Source organism: Helicobacter didelphidarum, from assembly GCF_003364195.1.
Lineage (GTDB): Bacteria > Campylobacterota > Campylobacteria > Campylobacterales > Helicobacteraceae > Helicobacter_A > Helicobacter_A didelphidarum.
Genome location: NZ_NXLQ01000002.1, coordinates 76,825 through 99,717 on the forward strand (window position 1 = coordinate 76,825; position 22,893 = coordinate 99,717).

Annotated in this window: 20 protein-coding genes and 1 tRNA gene; 13 read left to right on the plus strand and 8 right to left on the minus strand. The window is 31.6% G+C overall.

Annotated features, from left to right (window positions below; all coding sequences use genetic code 11):
- Positions 1-36 precede the first annotated feature (36 nt).
- The 5 genes from CQA53_RS01805 to gatA all read left to right on the plus strand — a co-directional run bounded on the left by CQA53_RS01805 (position 37) and on the right by gatA (position 4,870).
- Positions 37-558 (plus strand): hypothetical protein, encoded by a 522-nt coding sequence (locus CQA53_RS01805; protein ID WP_115542320.1) that lies wholly within the window; start codon positions 37-39, stop codon positions 556-558.
- A 565-nt stretch (positions 559-1,123) separates the two neighbouring features.
- Positions 1,124-1,948 (plus strand): pantoate--beta-alanine ligase, encoded by an 825-nt coding sequence (gene panC, locus CQA53_RS01810; protein WP_245945586.1) that lies wholly within the window; start codon positions 1,124-1,126, stop codon positions 1,946-1,948.
- A gap of 159 nt (positions 1,949-2,107) precedes the next feature.
- Positions 2,108-2,326: a lysozyme inhibitor LprI family protein gene (locus CQA53_RS01815; protein WP_115542321.1), complete on the plus strand. Its 219-nt coding sequence runs from the start codon at positions 2,108-2,110 to the stop codon at positions 2,324-2,326.
- Complete coding sequence (locus CQA53_RS01820; RefSeq protein ID WP_115542322.1) at positions 2,271-3,431, plus strand: hypothetical protein; 1,161 nt, start codon at positions 2,271-2,273, stop codon at positions 3,429-3,431. Before CQA53_RS01815 ends, CQA53_RS01820 begins: the two co-directional genes overlap by 56 nt.
- Before the next feature lie 80 nt (positions 3,432-3,511).
- On the plus strand, positions 3,512-4,870 hold the full coding sequence (gene gatA, locus CQA53_RS01825; RefSeq protein WP_115542323.1) for an Asp-tRNA(Asn)/Glu-tRNA(Gln) amidotransferase subunit GatA: 1,359 nt from the start codon (positions 3,512-3,514) through the stop codon (positions 4,868-4,870).
- 142 nt (positions 4,871-5,012) lie between these two features.
- On the opposite strand, the gene CQA53_RS01830 is transcribed toward gatA, so the two are convergent.
- Positions 5,013-6,221, minus strand: a complete 1,209-nt coding sequence (locus tag CQA53_RS01830; protein WP_115542324.1) for an ABC transporter permease — start codon at positions 6,219-6,221, stop codon at positions 5,013-5,015.
- 338 nt (positions 6,222-6,559) lie between these two features.
- Between CQA53_RS01830 and purE the strand changes: the two genes are divergently transcribed.
- Positions 6,560-7,087: a 5-(carboxyamino)imidazole ribonucleotide mutase gene (gene purE, locus CQA53_RS01835; RefSeq protein ID WP_115542325.1), complete on the plus strand. Its 528-nt coding sequence runs from the start codon at positions 6,560-6,562 to the stop codon at positions 7,085-7,087.
- Between the two features lie 568 nt (positions 7,088-7,655).
- Entirely contained in the window at positions 7,656-8,153 is a 498-nt protein-coding gene (locus CQA53_RS01840; protein ID WP_245945587.1) for a DUF3972 domain-containing protein, read from the plus strand.
- A gap of 95 nt (positions 8,154-8,248) precedes the next feature.
- Here CQA53_RS01840 and rnc read toward each other — a convergent pair whose 3' ends face one another.
- On the minus strand, positions 8,249-8,932 hold the full coding sequence (gene rnc / locus CQA53_RS01845; RefSeq protein ID WP_181882319.1) for a ribonuclease III: 684 nt from the start codon (positions 8,930-8,932) through the stop codon (positions 8,249-8,251).
- Between the two features lie 132 nt (positions 8,933-9,064).
- Here rnc and pyrH point away from each other — a divergent pair, with 132 nt between their 5' ends.
- Entirely contained in the window at positions 9,065-9,790 is a 726-nt protein-coding gene (gene pyrH / locus CQA53_RS01850; protein ID WP_115542456.1) for a UMP kinase, read from the plus strand.
- 134 nt (positions 9,791-9,924) lie between these two features.
- Here the strand turns inward: pyrH and CQA53_RS01855 are convergent, their stop codons facing one another.
- Complete coding sequence (locus tag CQA53_RS01855) at positions 9,925-12,720, minus strand: tetratricopeptide repeat protein (protein ID WP_115542327.1); 2,796 nt, start codon at positions 12,718-12,720, stop codon at positions 9,925-9,927.
- A 17-nt stretch (positions 12,721-12,737) separates the two neighbouring features.
- Complete coding sequence (locus tag CQA53_RS01860) at positions 12,738-13,568, minus strand: SEL1-like repeat protein (RefSeq protein WP_115542328.1); 831 nt, start codon at positions 13,566-13,568, stop codon at positions 12,738-12,740.
- Between the two features lie 254 nt (positions 13,569-13,822).
- On the opposite strand from CQA53_RS01860, the gene CQA53_RS01865 reads away from it, so the two are divergent.
- From CQA53_RS01865 to CQA53_RS01875, 3 genes are all read left to right on the plus strand, one after another.
- Positions 13,823-14,146 carry an ATP-dependent Clp protease adaptor ClpS gene (locus tag CQA53_RS01865; protein ID WP_115542329.1) on the plus strand — a complete coding sequence of 108 codons (324 nt, stop codon included), beginning with the start codon at positions 13,823-13,825 and terminating at the stop codon, positions 14,144-14,146.
- A gap of 102 nt (positions 14,147-14,248) precedes the next feature.
- Positions 14,249-16,636, plus strand: a complete 2,388-nt coding sequence (locus CQA53_RS01870) for an AAA family ATPase (protein ID WP_115542330.1) — start codon at positions 14,249-14,251, stop codon at positions 16,634-16,636.
- A gap of 224 nt (positions 16,637-16,860) precedes the next feature.
- Positions 16,861-17,103 carry a hypothetical protein gene (locus tag CQA53_RS01875; RefSeq protein WP_245945577.1) on the plus strand — a complete coding sequence of 81 codons (243 nt, stop codon included), beginning with the start codon at positions 16,861-16,863 and terminating at the stop codon, positions 17,101-17,103.
- Between the two features lie 149 nt (positions 17,104-17,252).
- On the opposite strand, the gene CQA53_RS01880 is transcribed toward CQA53_RS01875, so the two are convergent.
- The 3 genes from CQA53_RS01880 to dapE all read right to left on the minus strand — a co-directional run bounded on the left by CQA53_RS01880 (position 17,253) and on the right by dapE (position 19,964).
- A complete protein-coding gene (locus CQA53_RS01880; RefSeq protein ID WP_115542332.1) occupies positions 17,253-17,783 on the minus strand; it encodes a gamma carbonic anhydrase family protein in 531 nt (176 codons plus the stop codon).
- Between the two features lie 79 nt (positions 17,784-17,862).
- A complete protein-coding gene (locus CQA53_RS01885) occupies positions 17,863-18,516 on the minus strand; it encodes a peptide-methionine (S)-S-oxide reductase MsrA (RefSeq protein ID WP_115542333.1) in 654 nt (217 codons plus the stop codon).
- Positions 18,517-18,614: 98 nt separating this feature from the next.
- Positions 18,615-19,964, minus strand: a complete 1,350-nt coding sequence (gene dapE, locus CQA53_RS01890; protein WP_115542334.1) for a succinyl-diaminopimelate desuccinylase — start codon at positions 19,962-19,964, stop codon at positions 18,615-18,617.
- Positions 19,965-20,151: 187 nt separating this feature from the next.
- On the opposite strand from dapE, the gene CQA53_RS01895 reads away from it, so the two are divergent.
- Positions 20,152-20,227 (plus strand) — tRNA-Glu (locus CQA53_RS01895).
- 310 nt (positions 20,228-20,537) lie between these two features.
- Positions 20,538-20,762 (plus strand): hypothetical protein, encoded by a 225-nt coding sequence (locus CQA53_RS01900; protein WP_245945578.1) that lies wholly within the window; start codon positions 20,538-20,540, stop codon positions 20,760-20,762.
- Between the two features lie 213 nt (positions 20,763-20,975).
- Here the strand turns inward: CQA53_RS01900 and CQA53_RS01905 are convergent, their stop codons facing one another.
- Positions 20,976-22,709, minus strand: a complete 1,734-nt coding sequence (locus CQA53_RS01905; protein ID WP_115542336.1) for a hypothetical protein — start codon at positions 22,707-22,709, stop codon at positions 20,976-20,978.
- Between the last annotated feature and the right edge of the window lie 184 nt (positions 22,710-22,893).

A 22,893-nucleotide genomic window follows, 5' to 3' on the forward strand; every position in this document is an offset into this window, starting at 1 on the left:
AATACTGGAACATTTTTATTTTTTAAGGAGCATGAAATGTTAAGTATAAAAAAAAGCATTATGGGTGTTGCGATATTAAGTTACATTTTTGTTGGATGTGCTGATAAATCAGAAGTTGAGCAAAGTAACTCTATGCAATGCAATACATACAAAGATTATGCAAGTGCAACTTTTGAAGTTGAGGGTGATCTTGCAGAACAAATTGAAAAAATTGCTAAAAAGGCATTAACAAAAACTTGTTTCAAAAAAGCAGAAAATAGCACAACAAATATACGCGTAAAAATACAATCCAAACAAACTCTTCATACTGAAAGTGGTTTTATTAAAGATAAACATGATAATACACTTACGCTTACTATCACAGCAATTATGCTTATTCCTACAAATGAAGGTGGTTTGACAACATTAACAAGCAAACAAAATGCAACCTTAAATTTAAAATCTTCCCCAATCGCAGATTTTGGAAGTAAGTCTGAACTCTCTGAAAAAGAAGTTGTTCCATTTGTAGAGCAAAATGTAGGAGTTGCATTAAATAATTTATTTAAAGAAATGCCTTAATGCTACTAAATTATATGTAAAAAATATAAATAAAGAATCTATGATTTTCAAAATGATTTAATCAAACAGAAAGTTTGTTGAATATTCTTCATTTTGGAATATTTTATAGAATCTTGCGAAAGTGGCATCAACTTTAAAGCAATAAATTTTTCAACATAATAGTTAAAAAATGTAAAATTCCTATCTAATTCTTAGAAAGATTACCAAAAGAAAAAGAAATCTTTTGATACAATTCTCAAATTCATTATGATGTCATTCACAAGGAAACTAGATGCAATATACTATCAACAAGCAATTATTGAATCAATTTACAAACACTCACAATTCAGATTCTGATATTAAAGCATTTCGAACATATACGAAAACATGTCAAGATTTTAATATCTTGCCACATTATCAAATCATAGAATCTTCTACCCCATTTTACAACCTTTCCAAACAATATGATATTCTCATCGCGACCACACGGGAGGAATTGCACAATGCAATCGCATATAAAAAAAATCAATACTATATGTTTTTGCATAAGAAAAGAGATTCTGAAATATCAAAATCTTGCCACATAATAGAATCAAACAATGAAGCCTTATCTTTACTAAATAAAGCACAACAACCATCCCCAACCATTGGCTTCACACCAACTATGGGAGCGTTACATAATGGACATAAAAGCTTAATTACTGCAAATGTTGCACAAAATCACATTTCTATTGTCTCAATCTTTGTGAATCCAACCCAATTTGCACCAACAGAAGATTTAGATAAATATCCTCGCACAATAGAAAAAGACATTGAATTATGTGGAAATAATGATGTAGATATTCTTTTTATCCCAACAAATGAAACAATATATCAAGAAAATGATGAAATTACTCTCAATCCACCAAAAAAAATGGGATATATCCTAGAGGGATATTATCGACCAACACATTTTGCTGGAGTATTGCAAGTCGTTTTAAAACTTTTTAATCTCATCATGCCTACACACGCATATTTTGGACAAAAAGATGCACAACAGCTTTTAATCATACAAAAAATGGTGCAACATTTATGTCTTCCTATAAAAATTATTGGTATGCCCATTGTCCGAGATAGTGATAATCTAGCCCTTAGTTCGCGTAATGTATATCTTAACACACAAGAACGAAAAAAAGCTCTTGCAATCCCTACAACAATCTTTCATCTGCAAACACGAATTGTAAATGATGGTATGAGAAATAGAAAGATACTAAAACAAGAAGCAAAAGAGATTCTTAAAGATTTGGAAATTGATTATATGGACTTTTACACATATGATTTACAATTTGCAAAAGAAGCAAGAGAATGTATTTTTCTCCTCGCTATCCGAATGGGGGCAATACGATTGCTTGATAACCTCTGGATACAATAGTAGTTTTCTGTGATTGAAGTAGTATGCATTTGGGATGTAAAAAGCTTAACAACTTCCGAAATAATATCCTTAAAAGATTCTCAGAGTAAAATAAATATTTAAAGCGAAAGGAATCTCATAAAAAAGTTTATCATTACACTATTTATCACTATTATTTGTATGGAATCCGCAGAATCCACAAAGTCAAACGAAGAGATAAAGCCTAGTTTTGATTGTGACAAAGCTGCAAGTATCGTAGAAAAAACAATTTGTGCTGATGAAGAACTTGCGAGTGAAGATAAGTATATGACAAGTGTGTATCGTGGCAAAATGGGGCTTATTAATGATGAGGGCAAAAAAGAGCTTTTGCACACAAAGAGCATTTTTAAAGAATCTTAATAAATGTGGTGATAATAAAGAATGTATCAAAGAGATCCTCAATAAGCGAACTTTTGCAATACGAGGGCTCAAAAGTAGTGATAAAAACAATCCAAATCCCTATTTTATGACGGAAGAAATTATTTCACTTAAGAATGGCGAGGGCAAATGCTTGGGTGGGACAATCTGTGAAATAAGTATCATTGGCTTTGGGAATGGAGCTTCTCAAGGGTGCAATATCGGTGTGCAAGGCTCATTTGGCTATATTGATAAGTTTGGAATAGCCTTATATGGTGGATTTGAAGGGCTTAATGTCAAAAAAATCTCAAAGTCTCAAGCGATGAGAGAAATACCCTTTGTAGATTCGATAGAAGAATTTGAGAGTGGCGATTTTCATGGAGCAAGTAGCGCAATTAAAGTGCTAAAATTTGATGATGATTTTATTTTGTTTGGTATCGAAGGAGAGGGTTGTGGTGCGTATTGCACACAATTTTCAAGCGAAAAGTATTTTGAGATTGAGACATTGCAAGTGGCAAACCTAGATTCTAAAAAACTCCTTGCGAAATTCATCAATGATGATTTTTGCTCCAAAGGATTCGATAAAAAAGATAATTATAGTGCAAATGACAACCCGAAGCAGTGCTACAAGAGTATCAAAGAGGCGGAACAATACTTTTTCTCATCACAATTTCGCAATGCTTTTGGCAGTAAGCCCATTTATCTTAAGAGCGTTGATTTGTGGTTTGATACGCATAAGGGAAAATTACTTACAAGCGAAGAGTTTGAGAATCTTATCACAGATACGCCAGCACTAAGAGCTATGCTGACAAAGGCGATGGAGAGAGAATTTTGCCCTGAAAATAAAGAAGATTATAATGATGATGAGTATCCTATCTGTAAGATGGGCGATGAGGCACAGGAATGCTATTTTGGTCATGATGATTTTAATGAGGTATGTGGATTATTGAAAAAACAAGTGAATTTTGAAAAAAATAGTTTAGCAATGGAATTTAATTTTCCCCATGTGATTCGCTCACAGAATACAATAATATATTTTGATTATGAGATACTTAAGCCGTATGCAAAAGGAACTTTGAAACAAATCATTGAAAGCAATGGTGGATAAAAACTCCTCAAAATGAAGAGGTTTAATAAAATTTTGCTATAATTGAATGACTTTACATTCAAGAATCTTAAAGGAAAATCATGAAACAAAAATCACAAATTACATTAAAACAAGCTATGAGTCTCAAACAAGGAGAAATGGAAGAAATAAAACTTGATTTGCTTAAAAAAATAGAATCTACAAAAGAACTCAACGCATATATTCAAACACCAATAATGCAAGAAAAAGACAAAGGTAAGATTCCTATTCTTATTAAAGATAATATTTGCGTAAAAGATTCTGAAGTAACATGTGCAAGCAAAATTTTACATGGTTTCACTTCCCCATATAATGCTACGGTAGTAGAAAAGCTTTTAGATTCCAATATGTGTGCATTTGGTAGAGCAAATATGGATGAATTTGGTATGGGTAGCACAACGGAAAAAAGTTGTTATGGTAGAACGAAGAATCCATGTGATACAAGTCGTGTACCCGGTGGTTCGAGTGGTGGTAGTGCTGCTGCAATAGCCGCTGGAATAGCCATTGCAAGTCTTGGTAGTGATACAGGAGGAAGTATTCGCCAACCTGCGAGCTATTGTGGTGTTGTTGGGCTTAAACCAACCTATGGAAGAGTAAGTCGTTATGGTCTTGTTGCATATAGTTCAAGTCTTGAACAAATTGGTCCAATCACGCAAAATGTTGAAGATGCAAGTTTGTTGCTTGATATAATCAGTGGTAAATGCAATAAAGATTCTACTTGCATGTCATTAGAATCTACTTGCACTTTTTCGCAATTAAATCCTGATAAGAGTTTTAAAATAGCCATTTTAGAGGATTTTATCCAAGAAGCTTCAGAATCTGTGCAAAATGCCTATTCTCAAACTATAAAAATTTTAGAATCTATGGGACATACGCTTATCCCTAAAAAAATGCTTAATCTTGATTATCATATTACTACCTACTATATTATCGCCATGGCTGAAGCAAGTGCCAATCTTGCACGATTTGATGGAGTGCGTTATGGTAGTCGTCTTGAAGGAAAAAATCTTGCTGATTTATATTTTAATTCGCGTTCTCAATTTGGTGATGAAGTGAAAAAGAGAATCTTGCTTGGTTCTTTCGTTCTAAGTAGCGGTTACTATGATGCTTATTACCTTCAAGCACAAAAAGTTCGAACACTCATTAAACAACAATATAATGAGATTTTTCAAGACTGCGATATGATATTTCTACCTGTTGCACCAGATGTTGCACCAACATTTGATTCTACAAAAAGTTCACTTGAAATGTATTTGAGTGATATTTATACAATTGGAGTAAATCTTGCAGGATTGCCTGCTATTAGCATACCAGTGCAAAAAGATCCACTTCCTATTGGTATGCAATTTATCACAAAGAGTTTTGAGGAACAAAACATATTAGATATTGCTTTTGGATTAGAAAGAGAGCTTGGATTATAAAAATAATCCTAAGAAGACAATTTAAGAATACTCTAAATATATCATTTCATAAATCTCATCAAACAATAAAAATGGGTAAGAATATAAAGTAAATGTTAATACTTTTGACAAGTCTCATTATTACTAAAATATAAACTTTTATTTATTCATAACGCAATGCTTCAATGGGATCTAGTCTTGATGCCCTCATTGCAGGTAAATAGCCAAATACAATACCAACAATGGCAGAAAAACTAAACGCCCCTAATGCTACCCATAAATCAAATATAAATGGAATCTCCATATACATAGTTGCCCACCATGAAATAAAAAATGCCAATATGATTCCAATAATTCCTCCCAATGCACTTACCACAACAGATTCTATCAAAAATTGTAACAAAACATCACTCTCAAGTGCACCAATTGCAAGACGTGTGCCAATTTCTTTTGTCCGTTCTGTGACAGAGACAAGCATGATATTCATGATTCCAATCCCTCCAACAATCAAACTCACACCAGCAACAGCACTTAAAAAAATAGTGAGAATCTTGGTTGTTTGTGTAAGTCTTTGTTCTATCTCTTTTGTATCCATAACCTCAAAAGTATCTATTTGACCGGGCTTAATATGGCGATAATCCCGTAAAATCTCTTTTACTTTTGTAACCGCAACACTAGAATCTACCCCATCTTTTAGACTAATCATAATGCGATTAATGTTAAAAAGACTACTTATTCCAACAATATCCCGCAAAAAAGTTTTAAAAGGCAATAAAATAACATCATCTTGATCGTTCCCCATACCACCCTGCCCTTTAGATTTTAATACACCAATAACTTCACACATACTTTTACCAATACGCACTTTTTCCCCTAAAGGATTCTCTTTTTTAAAAAGTACACTCCGCACACTTTCACCCAAGATACAAACATTCGCGCTCATTTCATCATCTTTAAATACTCTTCCTAAAGACATTTCCCAGCTAGACACTTCAAAATACTCTTCTGTTATGCCATTGGCAGTTGTTTGTGTATTTAATCCAGCATATTGCACCGTAAGACTCGTGCTTGATATTGGAGCTATTTTATTGGCATATTGTAATCTTGTGTGCAACATCTCAACTTCTTGTTTTGTAAATTTTTTACTCATAGAACCACCACCCGTATTAAATCCACGAGCAGGAAAAACTATCAATAAATTACTGCCGAGACTAGCAATTTGCATTCGCACCATTTGTGTTGTGCCATTCCCCAATGCAAGCATAACAATAACAGATCCAACACCGATTATAATTCCTAGCATAGTTAAAAATGCACGTAGATAATTTCGTGAAATTTGCCTAAATGCAAGCAATACAGCATTCCAAATCATTGATATATCCTGAATTTATTTTGCTTTGATTATTTTAATCTCTTTTATAATTCTACCATGTTTATGAATACAATTAAAGTAAATAGTATTTAAAAGATTAAATACTATACTTTGGAATCAAAAGATTCTAAAAATCTCTAATAACTTTATTACATAGAATACAAATAGAAATTCTCCTCATAAATACAGATAGAATATGAAAAACTCAATAAATTATATTTTTAAAATCAAAGAATAATTCTTAAAGAATATAAAAAATATAATTAAAAATTTTGAAAAATTCTATTTTAAAACAATTTTATTGTAAAATAAATAAAAATTATTTCTTAAGGGTTTATATGTCATTTGCTGTAATTCTGATGGGTAGTAAAAGTGATTGGAGCATTATGAGAGAATGTGTTCTCACTTTGGAAAAATTTAGAATTCCCTATGAAATTCATATATCATCAGCACATCGTTCAGCACATCGCACGATTGAAATTATAAAAGATTCAGAATCTCGTGGTGCAAAAGTGTTTATAGGTGCTGCTGGTATGGCTGCACACCTTGCTGGTGTGATTGCTGCACACACAGTCAAACCTGTGATTGCTGTTCCACTTACTGGAGGGATGCTTGATGGACTTGATTCTCTTCTTTCTAGTGTGCAAATGCCAAAGGGTATCCCAGTTGCTACAATGAGTGTAGGAAAGGCAGGGGCAATCAATGCAGGATATTTTGTAGCACAATTATTTTCATTTTTACCACAATATTCACACCTTGCACAAAAATTGCAAGAAGAACGGGAAAATGAAGCAAAAAAACTTTTAAATGACACAGAACTTATCCAAGAAGAGATAAATCAGTCTATTAATAGAATTAATAGGTAAATAATGATATAATATCTTTAAAATAGCGAGGAAATCATAATACTCTTAAGGAAAAACAATGGCAGAACAAGACATTCAGTTGGAGAGATTAAAAACAATCCGAGAAATGCAAGAAAGTTTAGAATCTCGAAGTGCAAATATTGATAAAGATACATTGCAATCACAAATTGAAGAAACACAAAAGATTCTTGATGGAAAAGCTGATTTGGAAACAAAACAAATAGAAAAATCCCTTAATGAAACAAATGAAAATCAAGATTTTCCGAATCTTAGAAAGGCAAAAACCATTAAGGAAAGTATGGCGGATTGGATTGATGATGCGGAACAAAAAAATGAAGTAATCCCCACACAAACTTCTAATATTACATCGCAAAGTATAGTTAATAATACTCCACAAACAATAAATACAACTGAAGCAAACATTCCAAAACAACCGAATACATTAAGACAAAAGGACTCTAAACTACAGGGCGAATTACCAAAAGATATTGAATCTGGGCTTCATGCAATTGCAAATAAAAAAGTAGAAAGCGATATTGCAGAACTCAAACAAGAAAAATATCAACAGATTGTAAAAGCAAATCCTGTTGGGAGACAAGAAACTTGGCTTTTACTTGATGAATTTTTAAAGTTATCTGGACTAGAGAAAGAAAAGGTTGAAGAATTAATTAAAGATAAAACAATCAAAAGCAAACAAGAAGGTGGAAGAATTTATATTGAAGCCAGCACAGGAACATCTGCATTGATTAAAAAAGTAGAGAATAGACTCGTATCACTTGATATGAGCGGAAATGCTCTTGATCCGGTTTTTGTTGAAAAAACAATAGCTACAATCTTGGGATTACATGACAAAGTAATTAGCTCCAAAGATGAAACAATTTCTGCATTTAAAAGTGAAAACAGTTTTTTAAAAGAAGCATTAGTCTCTATGCAAGAAATTTATGATGATGACAAAAAAACTATTGAACTTTTGCGCCAACAATTACAAAAAACACAAGAAGAAGTTGAATTTGTAAAACGAAAATATAAACTTATGTGGGGGAGAGTAAGTAATAGTGCCACTTAAACAAAAGGTTGAAATTTTAAGACTATTAACTGTTCTCTTTTTGTGTCTTTGATTCCATAATTACAAAAAATTTCTATTAATTTTCCTCCTCTCTTTTATATCTCATTTTTTAATATTTTGAGTGTTAATTTTGCCGCTTCTTGTTGTGCATTCTTTTTACTATTACCTTTTGCCGTTGCATAAAACTTGTCTTGTATTTTTACTTGCATAACAAAATATTTATTATGATCTGGTCCTTCTTGACTTATCAACTCATAGGTTGGAATACAAGCAAAAACCTCTTGAGTATATTCTTGCAAAGCAGATTTATAATCTTGCAATAAAGAATCTTCATTAATATGAAATTCATTTTCCATTAACGGATAAAAAACTTTTTTGACTTCAAGAAGTCCAGATTCTAGATATATTACTGCCATAACCGCCTCAAGTGCATTACTCAAGATACTGGGTTTTAACCTTCCTCCATTATTTTCTTCTGACACAGAAAGATTTAAATAATTACCAAGTTTAATTGCATTTGCAAGTTTACAAAAAGAAACTTCATTAACAAGAGAAGCACGCATTTTTGAAAGTGAACCTTCTTTTTTATTTTTAAATTTCATAAAGAGAAACTCTGCTACGACAATATCCAACACAGCATCACCCAAGAATTCCAATCGTTCATTATTATAAGGTTTTTTAAATGACTTGTGCGTCAGTGCTTCTGTCAATAATTCTCTATCTTTAAATATATAGTTCAAGTCCTCTTCTAAAAACTTTATATGTTGTGCCTGTTGCAAAATAATACCTTTTCAAAAATAGTATTTTATATTTTACCAAAAAACTATGAAATTATTTTTATATTATTAAGTCGTATATTAAAATCATATATAATTTTATTATTACATTTTTATAAAGGCTATAATATGCAAATGCAAATTCAAGAACAGCATAAAAGAAGAGTTTTAATAAAATTTTCAGGTGAAGCTCTAGCAGGTAAAGGTGGATTTGGAATTGATTTAGAAATATTAAAATTTATCGCACAAGAAATCAAAAATCTTTATGAACAAAACTTAGAAATAGGTATCGTTGTTGGCGGAGGAAATATTATTCGCGGTGTAACTGCAGCACAGGGAGGATTAATCAAACGCACAAGTGGAGATTATATGGGAATGTTAGCAACCGTGATCAATGCTGTTGCATTGCAAGAAGCATTAGAAACATTAGGGCTTGATGTGCGTGTGCAAAGCGGTATTGATATTACTGAAGTTTGTGAAAGTTATATTCATAGACGAGCAATTCGACATTTAGAAAAAGGAAGGATAGTAATCTTTGGGGCTGGAACGGGTAATCCATATTTTACTACCGACACGGCAGCAACATTGCGTGCAATCGAGATTGAAGCAGAATTAATTGTGAAAGCAACAAAAGTAAATGGTGTATATAATAAAGACCCCAACAAATTTCCTGACGCCAAGCTCTTATCATTAATTAGCTATGATCAAGCATTGCACGATCATATTAAAGTTATGGATGATACAGCAATTGCACTTGCAAAAGATAATTGTTTGCCAATTCTTGTGTGTAATATGTTTAAGACCGGGAATCTAATAGATGTTATAGTACATCAAAAAGGTAAATTTTCATTGGTAAAATAAATTTCGAATAATCACAATTAAGATATAAAATATTACCTTTACCACAAATCACATTCTATATTTAGAAAAACATAAGAATCTAAAAATTTTTGATAAGAATTTTAAATAAGATTCTATAAAAACTACCTACAAAACTATTTGAGAATATTCTCACATAGAATTTCATTACCATTATAACCAAATTCACATGCTTGAATAAAATATTGTTGTGCTTGTTTTAAATTATTATCCTGTTTTTGCAGATTCCCAAGTTTTACACATGCAAGAGGGGATACATATTTTTCAAATCCAAGCCCAAAACTTTTATCCTCATATGTTTCAACATTTGCTACATCGCTCCCCAATGGCTCATCGCTTTCAGATGAAACACCAGTATATGAAAATGAAATTGTTGGATTCTGTGCTGAATGTATATCTAGCGGACATGCAACTTGATATAAATCTTTTGCCCTACCAAAATCTCTATATACGCCAAGTCCATACTCAAACATTCTTGCTAATCCATAATACCCACGAGCAGAATGCGAAACAGAATAAATCCTAGACGCATTGAGATAATTCTGTCTAACACCCAATCCATCTTCATACATAACACCCAAATAATAATAATCACTAGGAACCCCATACTTATAAATTAACTTATAAGTATCTAATAACTTCACATACTCTTTCGTATAAAAATATGCCATAGTAATAAGGTTGAGAGGTTCTATATCATTTTTTGCATTAAAGCTCTCCAAAGCCCAAATTGCTTCAGCATACTCCTGATTATTAAGAGCATATTTCGCAACTTCTATACAAATGGATTTCACTTTCTCTTTTTCTATATACTTACAAATTCCTTTATAAAATTCCATATTTTTTGAATCTTGTGATTGTAAATTTTTCATATTCTGTATTTGTGCTAACCCCAATGAATATGCACGCTTACATGCTTGTGCAACATCATACCGACAAGCTCGAATATAAAGCTGATTGCTCAACAAAGAAATTGCATGAGAATCTAATTCTTTGTTTGGGAAATTCGAAAGAGAAGAATTGGGTAACATTGCACTGTCGAAACGAATATTTTCTATATCCAACTTAATCTTCCCCTTATAATAAGAATCTTGCAATAACTCAAGCGTACTAGCAACTTGATAGCATGAGTTATAATTACCCATGAAACATTCTTGTGCAATATCTTTAAAAACTACTTGAATATCGCATGCTGATTCCAAACCCATCTCACATGCTTTACGATAATAAATCAATGATTTAGCATAATCAAGAAATTCATTTTCTTCCATCGTTTGAGTTTTATGTGAATAAATTGTATCTTGAGAATAGATATTAGCAAGAGCAAAATATGCATCCTCTTTATGTGGTTGATTATTCATCAGAATCTTATCATATATCTCTATTGCCTTGTTTATATCTTGTGGAAGCAAATCTCCGCGAAAATATGCTTGAGCAACCTTATTGCAACTTTTTACAGAAATATTTTCTCCCTCACATGCTTTTATATGCCATTGTATCGTATCTTTAGGATTTCCTTTATATTTCTCATATAAATTCCCCAAACGTCCGCAAGCACTACCACCATATTTAGCACTCAAACAAGCATAGCGATAAGATTCTATGGCTTTTTGTATATCTTGCTTCACATATTTACCTTCTTCATAACCAATTCCTGCATATTCACATACACCCCCATCACTTTGATTTTTTATACTCCAATTACATGCTCGTTGTGAAAAACTAAGAGATTTTTTAAGATCTTTTGCAACCCTCTTACCATCACGATATATATCTGCAAGCTCTGTGCAAGCTTCTATTACACCTCCTCTACACATTCTTTGTAAAAGCTTTATATACCGCTTCGTTTCTTGAAATAAGGGCAAGGAACGCAAAGCATAGCAACTCTGTAAATCACCACTATCACATGCAAGAGAAAGAAATTCAACTTTATTGCTTCCCTCAACATTACGACATGCTGTCATATTGTTTTTAAGTAAACATTCCTTTGCATTTTTATGTTGAAATATCGTATTTTCACAATGTTTCTTATCAAGTTTGCAAACTTTTTGCAACAAGTGTGCTGATTTTACAAAATCACTTTTATCCTCATGCCCTTGCTTATGTGATCCCGTGTAGTATCCTTGCGTATAATAAAGCATGGCACGCCAACATGATAAAGAATCGTTTTCTTCACATTTACGCTCTAAATCAGCAATATTTTCTGCAATTTCTTGTTGATAATTAGGATAAACATCAAGCAAATCGCAAGCACTTTCATTTTCAAGCATACATTTTCTTGTAGAAATATCCAATGCGAGATCAAATAATCTCTTTGCTTTGGGTCGATTCTGTGCTGTTGCAATCCCATATTCACTAAAATAACTCAAAAGCACACACGCTTGAACATTATCATTATAGTAACATGCGGTTTCTAAAAGTGGTATAGATTGCTCTTGATAGTGTAAAACTTTCTGTGCATTTTGCACAACAGAAAAAATCTGTAAGGTTGAATTTGAAAAAATTGATTCAGAATTACTTCTTTCTTTATTGGCAACATTCAACCCTTGAGAATTTACTAACTTTTGTGAAAAAACTTGCTTTGATTGTATTGTTTTATTTTTTGAGGAATCTGTATTGTCTTTCATAGCATTTGTCATTTGCGAAATATGTAAGGCGGTTTTCTCATCCCCATACATGTTCGCAAGCATAAGACATGCTTGAAAATCTTTTGCACAAGCTTTATCAAGCATATTAATCACTTTTTCTTGATAGAGTGCAAAATTCTTTGTATCTTTCAAGTCCTTTGCTTGCCACATAAGAGCAAGACAAGATTTTGAATAACCCTGATTGCATTCATTAATAAGATTTTGGCTATATCCATACAAACTAATTATCGAAAAGACAAACAAACAAATTAATTTTTTTTTCATTTCTATTCCTCGTTGTATTATGGATTCAATAAAGGGTCTAAAATTTCTTTATAGCAGTATTCGTTATTATCTTTACAAGCTATGGCAAAATATTTAATGGCTTTAACTTTATCTTTTTTGACACCTTTTGCATTTGCATAAGCACTTCCTACAATACCACATACAGCAAGATTATCCTCATGTTCATCAATAGCTTTTTGACACACCTTTAGAGATTCCTCAAAATATAATTCTATATCCGATTCTGCACTCATGAACTTTTTGCGAAAATCTTGTGCTTTTTTACATTTCGTATCAAAATCTAAAGAGCAAATCTTACCTAAAAGTGTATAAACATGCTCCTTGTCATTCTTGTTAGAATCAATTGAAATATTCTGCATAAGAATGCCTACTAATTTCTTACAAGATTCTATATGATCAAGATTGCAAGTTTGTTGATAAATTGCAATCAAGTCCCTTGTGTCCTGGTTATTATTGGGATTTTCACTAAGTGTAAGGCAGGCTTCTATGATATTTTTTTTACATGCAAGATTTAAAAAATACTCGGCTTTTATTTGATTTGATAGGATACCGTATCCTTCATAATAAGCTCTTCCAAGCAAATAACATGCTTCATAATCCTTTTGACTACATTGTTGATGCCATAAGACAAAATTCCCTTTAGAATCTGCAAGTTTAGAATGCACCATATTATTATAACCCACAGCATAGCTTTGATATGCAAAAAAGCAAAGATAAATAATACCCAACAGCAGAATCCGCATACTTCTTAATAAAAAACATTGTTCTTTATAACATAATTTCCAACGATAAAAGGGGGAAATTACACTCAAAGCTTTATGCTGCATAGTAATCCTTTCTGACTAAAATTGGATATTATAACCCATAAACTTCAAAGATTCTAAATAAATTCAATGAAAAAGAGATAAAACTGGGTTCTCAAATATTCAAATATATGGTTACTATAATTCTTTATATATACATTATATATACATTTGCGATTTTATGATACAATAAAACTTAGTATTTTGCCATACGAAAGATAAAAATCTGTAAAAATTTGATACAATAACAGAATCTTTACTACATAAAAGAGGAAACTATGCCTAACAATAAATCACAATATTCTAACGAATATGATTATGAAACAATAAATGAAATAGAAGTGGCATTACCAAAAATGCAAGAAATAATAATTTTTAATGATGACTATACTTCGATGCAATTTGTTATTGCATTGCTTATGGAGATTTTTGACAAAAATGAAATCGATGCACAAACCATTACCCAATTTGTTCATAACACAGGTGAAGGAAGTTGCGGAATCTACCCATACGATATTGCTGAACTAAAATATATAATGGCAATTAATTTTATACAAGATAATAAAATGCCACTGAGAATTGATAAACGAGATGTTTTATAAGAGGCGTAGTATAAAATAACAAATATATTATACATAAAATGAAATTGTGTAACCAGATACAAGACTAATTTACACTATATTAATAAAGAAAGCAGAACTACCATGAGTAAAATTGATGAAAATTTAGGTGGAATTTTTGAAAAAGCCTTTAATCTTGTTGAAGACATGCATCATAATATCATGACGATTGAGCATGTTTTTTACACACTATTACGCAATCCCGCAGGGAATGAATTAGTGAGTGCAACAGGTGCAAATGTAATACATCTTACGGAATCTATTATGGATTATTTAGAACGATATATTCCCAAAACAAAAATACCGAAACAAATCGGAAATACGGATGCATTAAGAACTCCAAACCAAACACCCGCTTTTACGCGTGTATTTGATCAAATGATTACACATGCAAGATTAGCACATAAAACAAGTATAGGGATTGGAGATTTTTTTGTAGCTCTCATGCATGAGGAATCATGCTATTCAGCAAGGTTGCTCAATGGACAAGGTATTAGCGTGAGTGAAGTATTACGAGTGGTTGTGGATTTTGATTATCATGAGAATAATAAAACAACAAAGATAAAAGATTCTGCAAATCAGCTTGAAAAATATGCAAAAAACCTTAACAAGCTTGCAATAGAAGGTAAAATTGATCCCCTCATTGGTAGAGATCATGAAATTAATCAAATTTCGCAGGTCCTCTGCCGTCGTAAAAAGAATAATCCAATCCTACTTGGTGAAGCTGGTGTTGGTAAAAGTGCTATTGTAGAAGGTTTAGCATTGCGTATTGTGCAAGGCAATGTTCCAAAAAAGTTACTTGATAATGTCATTTATTCAGTCGATATTAGCTCTGTTATTGCTGGAACAAAATATCGTGGTGAATTTGAAACGCGTATCAAAAAAATTCTTGCGGAAATTGAAAAAGATAAGAATACAATTATCTTTTTTGATGAGATTCACATGATTGTCGGAGCAGGACAATCTCATGGTGGAGGAATGGACTTCTCAAATCTCTTAAAACCGATGCTTGGCACAGGAAAACTTCGTTGTATAGGAGCAACAACAACAAGTGAATATAAAACTTCTTTCGATAAAGATAAAGCATTAGCAAGAAGATTTACACAGATTCAAATTGATGAACCAAACGAAGAGGAGTGCTTACAGATTCTACAAAAAATTGCTCCCCTTTATGAAAAATTCCATAATGTAACCTACGATCTGAATGCAATCAAAGCTTGCGTAACACTCTCAAGTAAATATATTACAGAGAAACATCTTCCTGATAAAGCTATTGACTTACTTGATGAGGCAGGAGCAAAAGCACAACTTAATGAGTATGGAAATAAAACTACAAAAGAATCACAACAAGAAATAGATCAAAATGCTATAATACCACATAGCCCATCAGAATCAAATTCTCAAAATACTTCATCTTCTCCTCATTCTTTGGAAGAAAAAAGTGAAAATCAAAACATAGAAAATATCCAACTTGCTTCCCACAAAATCATTACACAACATCATATTGAACTCTTAATGTCAGATATTACAAATATCCCAAAATCTACAATTAATGCAAACGAAAGTATGTTATTAAAAAATTTAGAATATTCTCTTAAAAAGCGTATATTCTCACAAGATAAAGCTATTGAAAAGATTGTTGAAAAAATAAAAATAAACAAAGCGGGATTAAGTGAGCTTAATCGTCCAATTGCAAGTTTTCTTTTTACTGGTCCTTCTGGTGTAGGCAAAACAGAGTTAAGCAAAGAATTGGCAAAGATTCTGGGTATCAAATTTGAACGCATTGATATGAGTGAATACGCAGAATCTCATAGTATTAGTAAATTAATTGGATCTCCTGCTGGTTATGTGGGATATGAAGAAGGTGGGTTGTTAATCAATAAAATTCGATCTCACTCACATTGTGTTTTATTACTTGATGAAATTGAAAAAGCACATAATGATGTATATAATATTTTATTGCAAATTATGGACTCTGCCATTTTAACAGATAATCAAAACAATAAGGCTGATTTTAAAAATGTCATTTTAATTATGACAAGCAATGCAGGAAGTAAAGAAGGCAATTCCGTGGGATTTTTTGACACAACAATTAATCGTTCTGATAGAGCACTTAAGGATACTTTCAGTCCAGAGTTTAGAAGCAGACTTGATGCAGTAATTACTTTTATGCCTCTTACAATAAATGATTTACAAAAAATTGCCCAAAAATATATTGCAGATTTGAATGCCAACCTACAAGAAAAAAATATTATACTAAAACTTACACAAAAGGCAGCAAAATTTATTGCACAACAATCCATCAATACCGAACTTGGTGCAAGAGAAACAAAGAGGCTTATCGACACATCAATCAAACTGCCATTAAGCAATGAAATTTTATTTGGTGATTTACGCAAAGGAGGAATGGCAAATATTATAATAAAAAAAGATTCTATTACCTTAGAAGTAGTCAAAGAAAAAACAATATAAAAATATAAACTTGAGATTTAATAATGCTATGTAATAATTCTATTTTTACTAAATATTACTACATTATTTATAAAAATTTTATATGAATAGTTCAATGATTATAACCACATTGAATTGGTAAAAAAGAATCATTAAATATCTAAAATCATAGATAAAAACTACAATTTAGTTTATTTGAATCTGCTATACTGCTAACATTAATCAAAATAGTTATAAGGATGAATATGCAAGTTTTGGATAAGAATTTTCAAATCATTGGTGGCATTGGTGTATGTTGTTTTCCAGAACATGGAGAAGATATGCTACAAAAATGCACAAACCATGTGCGATTGCATGGTATTTTACCTCAAGTTGTTTATTTAAAATCTGAAACTCCAAGTGATAAGAAATGGCTTGGTGGTAATACTGAAAAATTTTATTATAATGGAAGGAACATTGTAGAAGTAGATGAAAACGATTTAATGTAATTTTGTCCTGATATAATATTTATATAACCCTATGTAATTTTTAATGATGTATAAAAATTACATAGTAAAATGGTTATTAAGGAAAAATAAAATCCTTGATTTATAAATAATTAATCCTATTCAATAGGAAATAAAAAAATAACCAGAAATTAGTTAGCTAAAAATTCATTCTTAAAAGCAACATAGCGAGTTGCAGAATTTGCTATCTCTTCTATCTCTTCAGGTTTTAACTCACGAATAAACTTTGCAGGATTCCCAAGTATCAATGACTTTGGAGGGAATTTTTTACCTTTTGTTACAACAGCACCAGCACCAACAATAGAATCTCTTCCAATCTCTGCTCCATCCATAATAATACTTCCCATACCAATTAAGCAATTATCATGAATATGACATGCATGAATAATGCAACTATGACCAATTGTTACATTCTCGCCAATAATTGTTGGATAACCACTATCTGGATTTCCTGCCTCTCTATGCCATACATGCACCATGCTTAGATCTTGGATATTAGTATTTTTCCCAATCCTAATATAATTAACATCACCACGCAAAACACAATTATACCAAATCGATACATCATCATCAAGAAAAACCTCACCAATTACTTTTGCACCTTCACACAGCAACACATTTTTACCAATCTCTGGGGTATGATTTTTAAATTTAATTAACATATTTTCTCCTTATGTAATTCGACATATCTATTATACCATAATCTCTGATAACATAAATATCACTTTCTATTCACAATCTTTATAAAAGCAATGATAAAGGTTGAAAAGCTTTAGAAATATCTATATGACAATATCCATTTGGATTTTTTTCAAGATATTTTTGATGATATGATTCTGCTAGATAAAAATTCTCTAATTCTAAAACCTCAACAACAATTCTACAATCATAGTATGGTTGTATAAAATTTGTAATAAAATCATTTATTTCTTGCAATCCAGCAGAATCTTGCAAGTAAATTCCACTTCTATATTGCGTGCCAATATCATTCCCTTGCTTATTAAGTGTTGTTGGGTTAATAATTGAGAAGAAGCGTGATAAGATACAATCAGGAAGTTGTGTTATTCCATAGAAGTTATAGAGATATTCTTGCGAATCTACTTCAATTTGTGTTCCACTTTTTACTGCATCTCTCTTTTTTTGATTCTCATAATTTTCTTGAATATTCTTACTTTTTGCACCTATTTCGGAACAAAGCCCAATCAATGTATCCTCATACACAATTTCAATTACTTCTGCTGCATTTGTTATTCCAGAACACACTTGCTGATAACTTGGATTGCTAATATGTGAATTTGCATATCCCACACGAGTAGAAATAATACCTTGCAATAAATCAAAATAACCTTGCATACCCCAAAAACAACCACCTGCCAAATATACTATCTGTTTCATACTTATCCTTTACTCTTATTACCATAATTTCCCATTTACACTCTATCTTTTCATAATACAATAATAAATTTGCAAAATAACCCTATATTCTCCCTTGCTCATCTTTTAATTTGAAAACAGACTTCATTAAAATCCTTTAAACATCTTACAAAAATCTTTTCTAAGGATTCTATATCACTCAAAGACACACATTCATTAACTGCATGGATTCTATCATTGCAGACGCCAATCTCTACAACTTCTATCCCATATTCACTAAAAAATCTTGCATCACTTGTTCCACCACTTGTGCTAAGTTTAGGCATAATATTAATTTCTTTATATACACTCCCTTGTAATATTTCTATCAAATTAGAATCTGTTGTTAAGAAACTTTTGGAGCTTTGTTGTAACTCTAAATGATAAGGCAAACCATGCAAAACGACATCAATATAATCACGCACATTCTCCAAAGTAGTGCATGTAGAATTTCTTACATTAAACATGATTTTAAGATGGCTTGGTGTTACATTTGTTGTTTCAATTCCCCCACGAATATCTGTAATTACAAGTTTTGAGGGGCTAAAGAAATTGTCTCCACAATCCAAATCATGCCCAGCAAGTTTTCCCAATCTCTCACCCAACATTTCAACAGGATTGTCGCATTTCTCTGGGTATGCAACATGCCCTTGCTTCCCATCAATATAGATTACACCATTAATTGAGCCACGACGACCAACTTTAATTACATCTCCTGCATACATATCGCTTGTTGGTTCTGCCACAATTACATGTGTTGGCAACATATTCTTTTTCTTAAGAAATTCAAGCATATGTTTTGTGCCATAAATACCAGGACCTTCCTCATCACTTGTGAGCAGTATTGAATAAATTGCATTCTGCGTAAATAATTTAGGAGTTATAGATTGTTGTGGATTGTGATTCTTATTGTATATAGGGGATGATGAAGGATTGTGTTCAAAAAATATTTGTAATGCGGAAAGGAAACACGCTACTCCACCTTTCATGTCTTGCGCCCCTCTTCCATAAAGATGACCATCAAATAAAGTAGGCATAAATGGGGGGAATATCCATTGTCCTTTTTTTTCATTTTGCTCTGCTGTATTTATAGGAAATTGTATATTTGAATAATCTAACTTCTTTGCTTGTTCTAATACCATTTGTTTCCATTTTTCTTCTCGATCAAATGGTGCAATCGCATTTCCTCCTGGTGGCACAACATCTATATGTCCAGCAAAACAAAAATGCTGGAATGTTTGAAATGCAAAAGATTCTTCGCAACCATCTGGAATACTATATAAGAAAAGATTTTTCACTCCATTTTGCTCTGCACTGATGACTTTAAAATGGGGCAGTAACATTTTAATATATTCATACACATCACACTCGTTTGGAGTAATTGTTGGATACCAAATAAGATTATATAAAATAGATAATGCCCTTGTCATTGCTTCTTACCTTATTTCAAATTTATTTTCTATAATAATTAAAAACATGGTTGATAAAATACCATAAAAAGTTTGAAGAATGCAATATGAATACATAATTTATCTAAATTCTATCAACAATATTTATATAAAGTCATAAAATATATATATTTTTACGATACAATACCAGCTTTAACTATAAAGTTTTGACCCTTTCATCTAGTGGCCAAGGATACCACCCTTTCACGGTGGAAACGAAAGTTCAAATCTTTCAAGGGTCGCCATATTTATTTTTATCAAAAAATTTTATGAAAAAACAATAAAAACATAATTTTTTATTATAGATATCGCAACTTATTTCTCTTCAATCTTAATAAAATTTATAGAATAGAAAATATACTTTTACTGTAAACAAAAATATTTTAAATCTTTTTAATTTTCTTGATTAGATTAATACAAAATTAATTCTAACTTACTATAATCTTACTTCGTATTTTGATAAAATTAAATTTTACCTTACAAATACGAAATATTAATTTTTAATTCAATGAGGTTAGTATGACAATTGAAAATTTCGAAAATCAACTTAGAATATTGAAACTTAAGAAAAAAGAGTTTGCTGCAATGGTGAATGCTGGTTATACTGGTGTTGTAGGTTGGAATACTCGAGGGTCTACCCCGGAGTGGGTAGATAGTTGGCTAACTAATTATGCTAAAGCAAAAAAGTATGATGAAATTCGCAGAATCATCGAAGACAAACTTATTGCAGATGATAGGGAAGCTGATAAAGCACAAATCTATGGTGGTATGAATATATAATGTTAGAATAACTTTGATTGTTTATATGCTCATTTTACTCGTGTAGATGTTATCTTTGTTTACATCGAAAAGACATTTATTGCATTCTTTTGAAAATCTAGGATTTTTACAAATAAAATCTTATTGCTACAAGTTTATTGCATAAGTATAAAATTTAGGTATCTATATAATAAACTTTCACACAAAAATTTATATGTGTTATAAATCTCAATGTTACTTTCCTGTGCGATTCTGTGAAGTGATTTTTACTTCTAGAGAATCCTCATCATTTCCCATATACCCCACATTATAATAAATAATATATTGCGGAGACTTATCACCTTTTTTATCTTTCCAACCATGTCCAAAGTCTTCTAATACCTCTGTATAATAATTTGCCACACATCTTCTTGATCCTGTTTTGGAATCTCTTCCTTGAGCACGTATCTGGCTGATATGTGCAGTAAGTTTTGATATAACAAAATCTTGTGTTTCCTGCCATAGATTCATGAATCGTGTTTGAGCTTCTCGTCCTCGCACTCTCCCTTCTTCTTGCGAACGTATAAGTGCATGATATTCAAAACTAGCTTTTGCAATTTGCTCATGAACCACTAAGGCATCACATAAAGGAGGCTCTTTCACACTTTCTTTCATTGACTGCTGTTTTTTCATTTGAGCATGAAATGTTGCATAATCACTATTTGACTGTTGAATACTCTCGGCAATAATTCCAATTGTTGGTTTATCATTTTTACACGAAACACGATATACGACACTATATATAGGAGACTTATCGCCTTTTTTATCTTTCCAACCATGTCCAAAGTCTTCTAATACCTCTGTATAATAACTTGCATTGCAAGTTCTTTGTTTTTTATCTGTGCTCAAACCATATTCCTTAATATTACTCACATGCGAAGTAAGTTTGGGTAATATGGTGCTACGTGTTTGTCCCCATAATCTTAAGAAATCTTGTTTCGCACGCTCTCCTCTTGCTACTCTTTCCTCTTCTGCACGCACAAGAGCATGAGATTGCAGACTTGCTGCCGCAAGACTCTTTGAAATATTTAAATTGTTGCACACAGGTGCAACTTCACACAGCCCATTCTCTTGTTCCTCTTTTTGAGCAATAACATTACGCACATAAGAATCTTGTTGTTTATCTGAATTATCAAGTCGATGTTTTGTTGTTTCTTTGTTTTTTTGTTTGTCGTCATAAGTATTCTGATATGTTGCCCTATCTTTAGTAGCTACGCGATTGTCTTGTTGAGAATCTTTACTACCACTAGATTCTGTTGCTCTATTAGCTTCTTTTTTTTTATTCTTTTGCTGATTAGAATCTTGTATTAGCTCTTGTTGTTTTTCTGTCTTAACAACTTGTGTAACTTGTTGTTTTTCCTCTTTTTTGTGTTCTCCATTTGTAGCTTTCATGCCTGAATGTCTATTACCTTGTTTTGGATTATTTTCTTTCTTATTGGAATCTTTTTTTATCTCATCTTGGCGTGGCACATCTCTCTTTTCTTGTTTTGTAGCATTAGTCTGTATTACTCCTTGCGAATCTACAATGTTTTGGTTGATATTCTTTTGAGAATACTGTCTCTCATTGTTGGTAGTTTGTTGTGATTTTGTTTCTTGTTTCTTAATATTTTGTTGAACATTTTCTCTATCTTTTTGTTCTTGCATAACAGAATCTTTTTTTAATTGATTCTCAATATTATTCTGCTGAGATTTTTGATTTTTAGATTCATCAAGAACAAGTTGTTGCGAATTAACTTCACTTTCATTTAATGCAACTTGTGTTGTAACATTATCGAATTGATTATCAGACACTGAAGAAGTTTCTTGTGTAGCTTCGGGCATAGGCAAACGCACATCTTGTGTATTATCTTGCGAACAACGATATACAATCAAACCCAATGCAATTGCAACAATAATTCCTCCTATAATTCCTGTAACTTTTTTATTCATAACTTAATCCTTTAATTTTGTATGAAATTGCATATTATACTTAACATATCCTATAATTATGCTGAAAAAAAATTACTTTTTTTGAAAAAAAATGAACATAGTAATATTATTTTGTTTATATTTATAGAAAAATCTTGAAATAAAAAATCATAAAAATATTTTCCAAATTATATCACAATTCCGA

What these genes read in the sequence shown, in the direction of transcription:
- CQA53_RS01880 (WP_115542332.1), bottom strand. Translation starts at nt 17,783, where the DNA reads ATGTTAATTAAATTTAAAAATCATACCCCAGAGATTGGTAAAAATGTG.
- CQA53_RS01860 (WP_115542328.1), bottom strand. Translation starts at nt 13,568, where the DNA reads ATGCAGCATAAAGCTTTGAGTGTAATTTCCCCCTTTTATCGTTGGAAA.
- dapE (WP_115542334.1), bottom strand. Translation starts at nt 19,964, where the DNA reads ATGACAAGGGCATTATCTATTTTATATAATCTTATTTGGTATCCAACA.
- purE (WP_115542325.1), top strand. Translation starts at nt 6,560, where the DNA reads ATGTCATTTGCTGTAATTCTGATGGGTAGTAAAAGTGATTGGAGCATT.
- CQA53_RS01875 (WP_245945577.1), top strand. Translation starts at nt 16,861, where the DNA reads ATGCAAGTTTTGGATAAGAATTTTCAAATCATTGGTGGCATTGGTGTA.
- pyrH (WP_115542456.1), top strand. Translation starts at nt 9,065, where the DNA reads ATGCAAATTCAAGAACAGCATAAAAGAAGAGTTTTAATAAAATTTTCA.
- CQA53_RS01830 (WP_115542324.1), bottom strand. Translation starts at nt 6,221, where the DNA reads ATGATTTGGAATGCTGTATTGCTTGCATTTAGGCAAATTTCACGAAAT.
- CQA53_RS01885 (WP_115542333.1), bottom strand. Translation starts at nt 18,516, where the DNA reads ATGAAACAGATAGTATATTTGGCAGGTGGTTGTTTTTGGGGTATGCAA.
- CQA53_RS01905 (WP_115542336.1), bottom strand. Translation starts at nt 22,709, where the DNA reads ATGAATAAAAAAGTTACAGGAATTATAGGAGGAATTATTGTTGCAATT.
- CQA53_RS01815 (WP_115542321.1), top strand. Translation starts at nt 2,108, where the DNA reads ATGGAATCCGCAGAATCCACAAAGTCAAACGAAGAGATAAAGCCTAGT.
- CQA53_RS01870 (WP_115542330.1), top strand. Translation starts at nt 14,249, where the DNA reads ATGAGTAAAATTGATGAAAATTTAGGTGGAATTTTTGAAAAAGCCTTT.
- CQA53_RS01865 (WP_115542329.1), top strand. Translation starts at nt 13,823, where the DNA reads ATGCCTAACAATAAATCACAATATTCTAACGAATATGATTATGAAACA.
- CQA53_RS01805 (WP_115542320.1), top strand. Translation starts at nt 37, where the DNA reads ATGTTAAGTATAAAAAAAAGCATTATGGGTGTTGCGATATTAAGTTAC.
- CQA53_RS01855 (WP_115542327.1), bottom strand. Translation starts at nt 12,720, where the DNA reads ATGAAAAAAAAATTAATTTGTTTGTTTGTCTTTTCGATAATTAGTTTG.
- CQA53_RS01820 (WP_115542322.1), top strand. Translation starts at nt 2,271, where the DNA reads ATGATGAGGGCAAAAAAGAGCTTTTGCACACAAAGAGCATTTTTAAAG.
- gatA (WP_115542323.1), top strand. Translation starts at nt 3,512, where the DNA reads ATGAAACAAAAATCACAAATTACATTAAAACAAGCTATGAGTCTCAAA.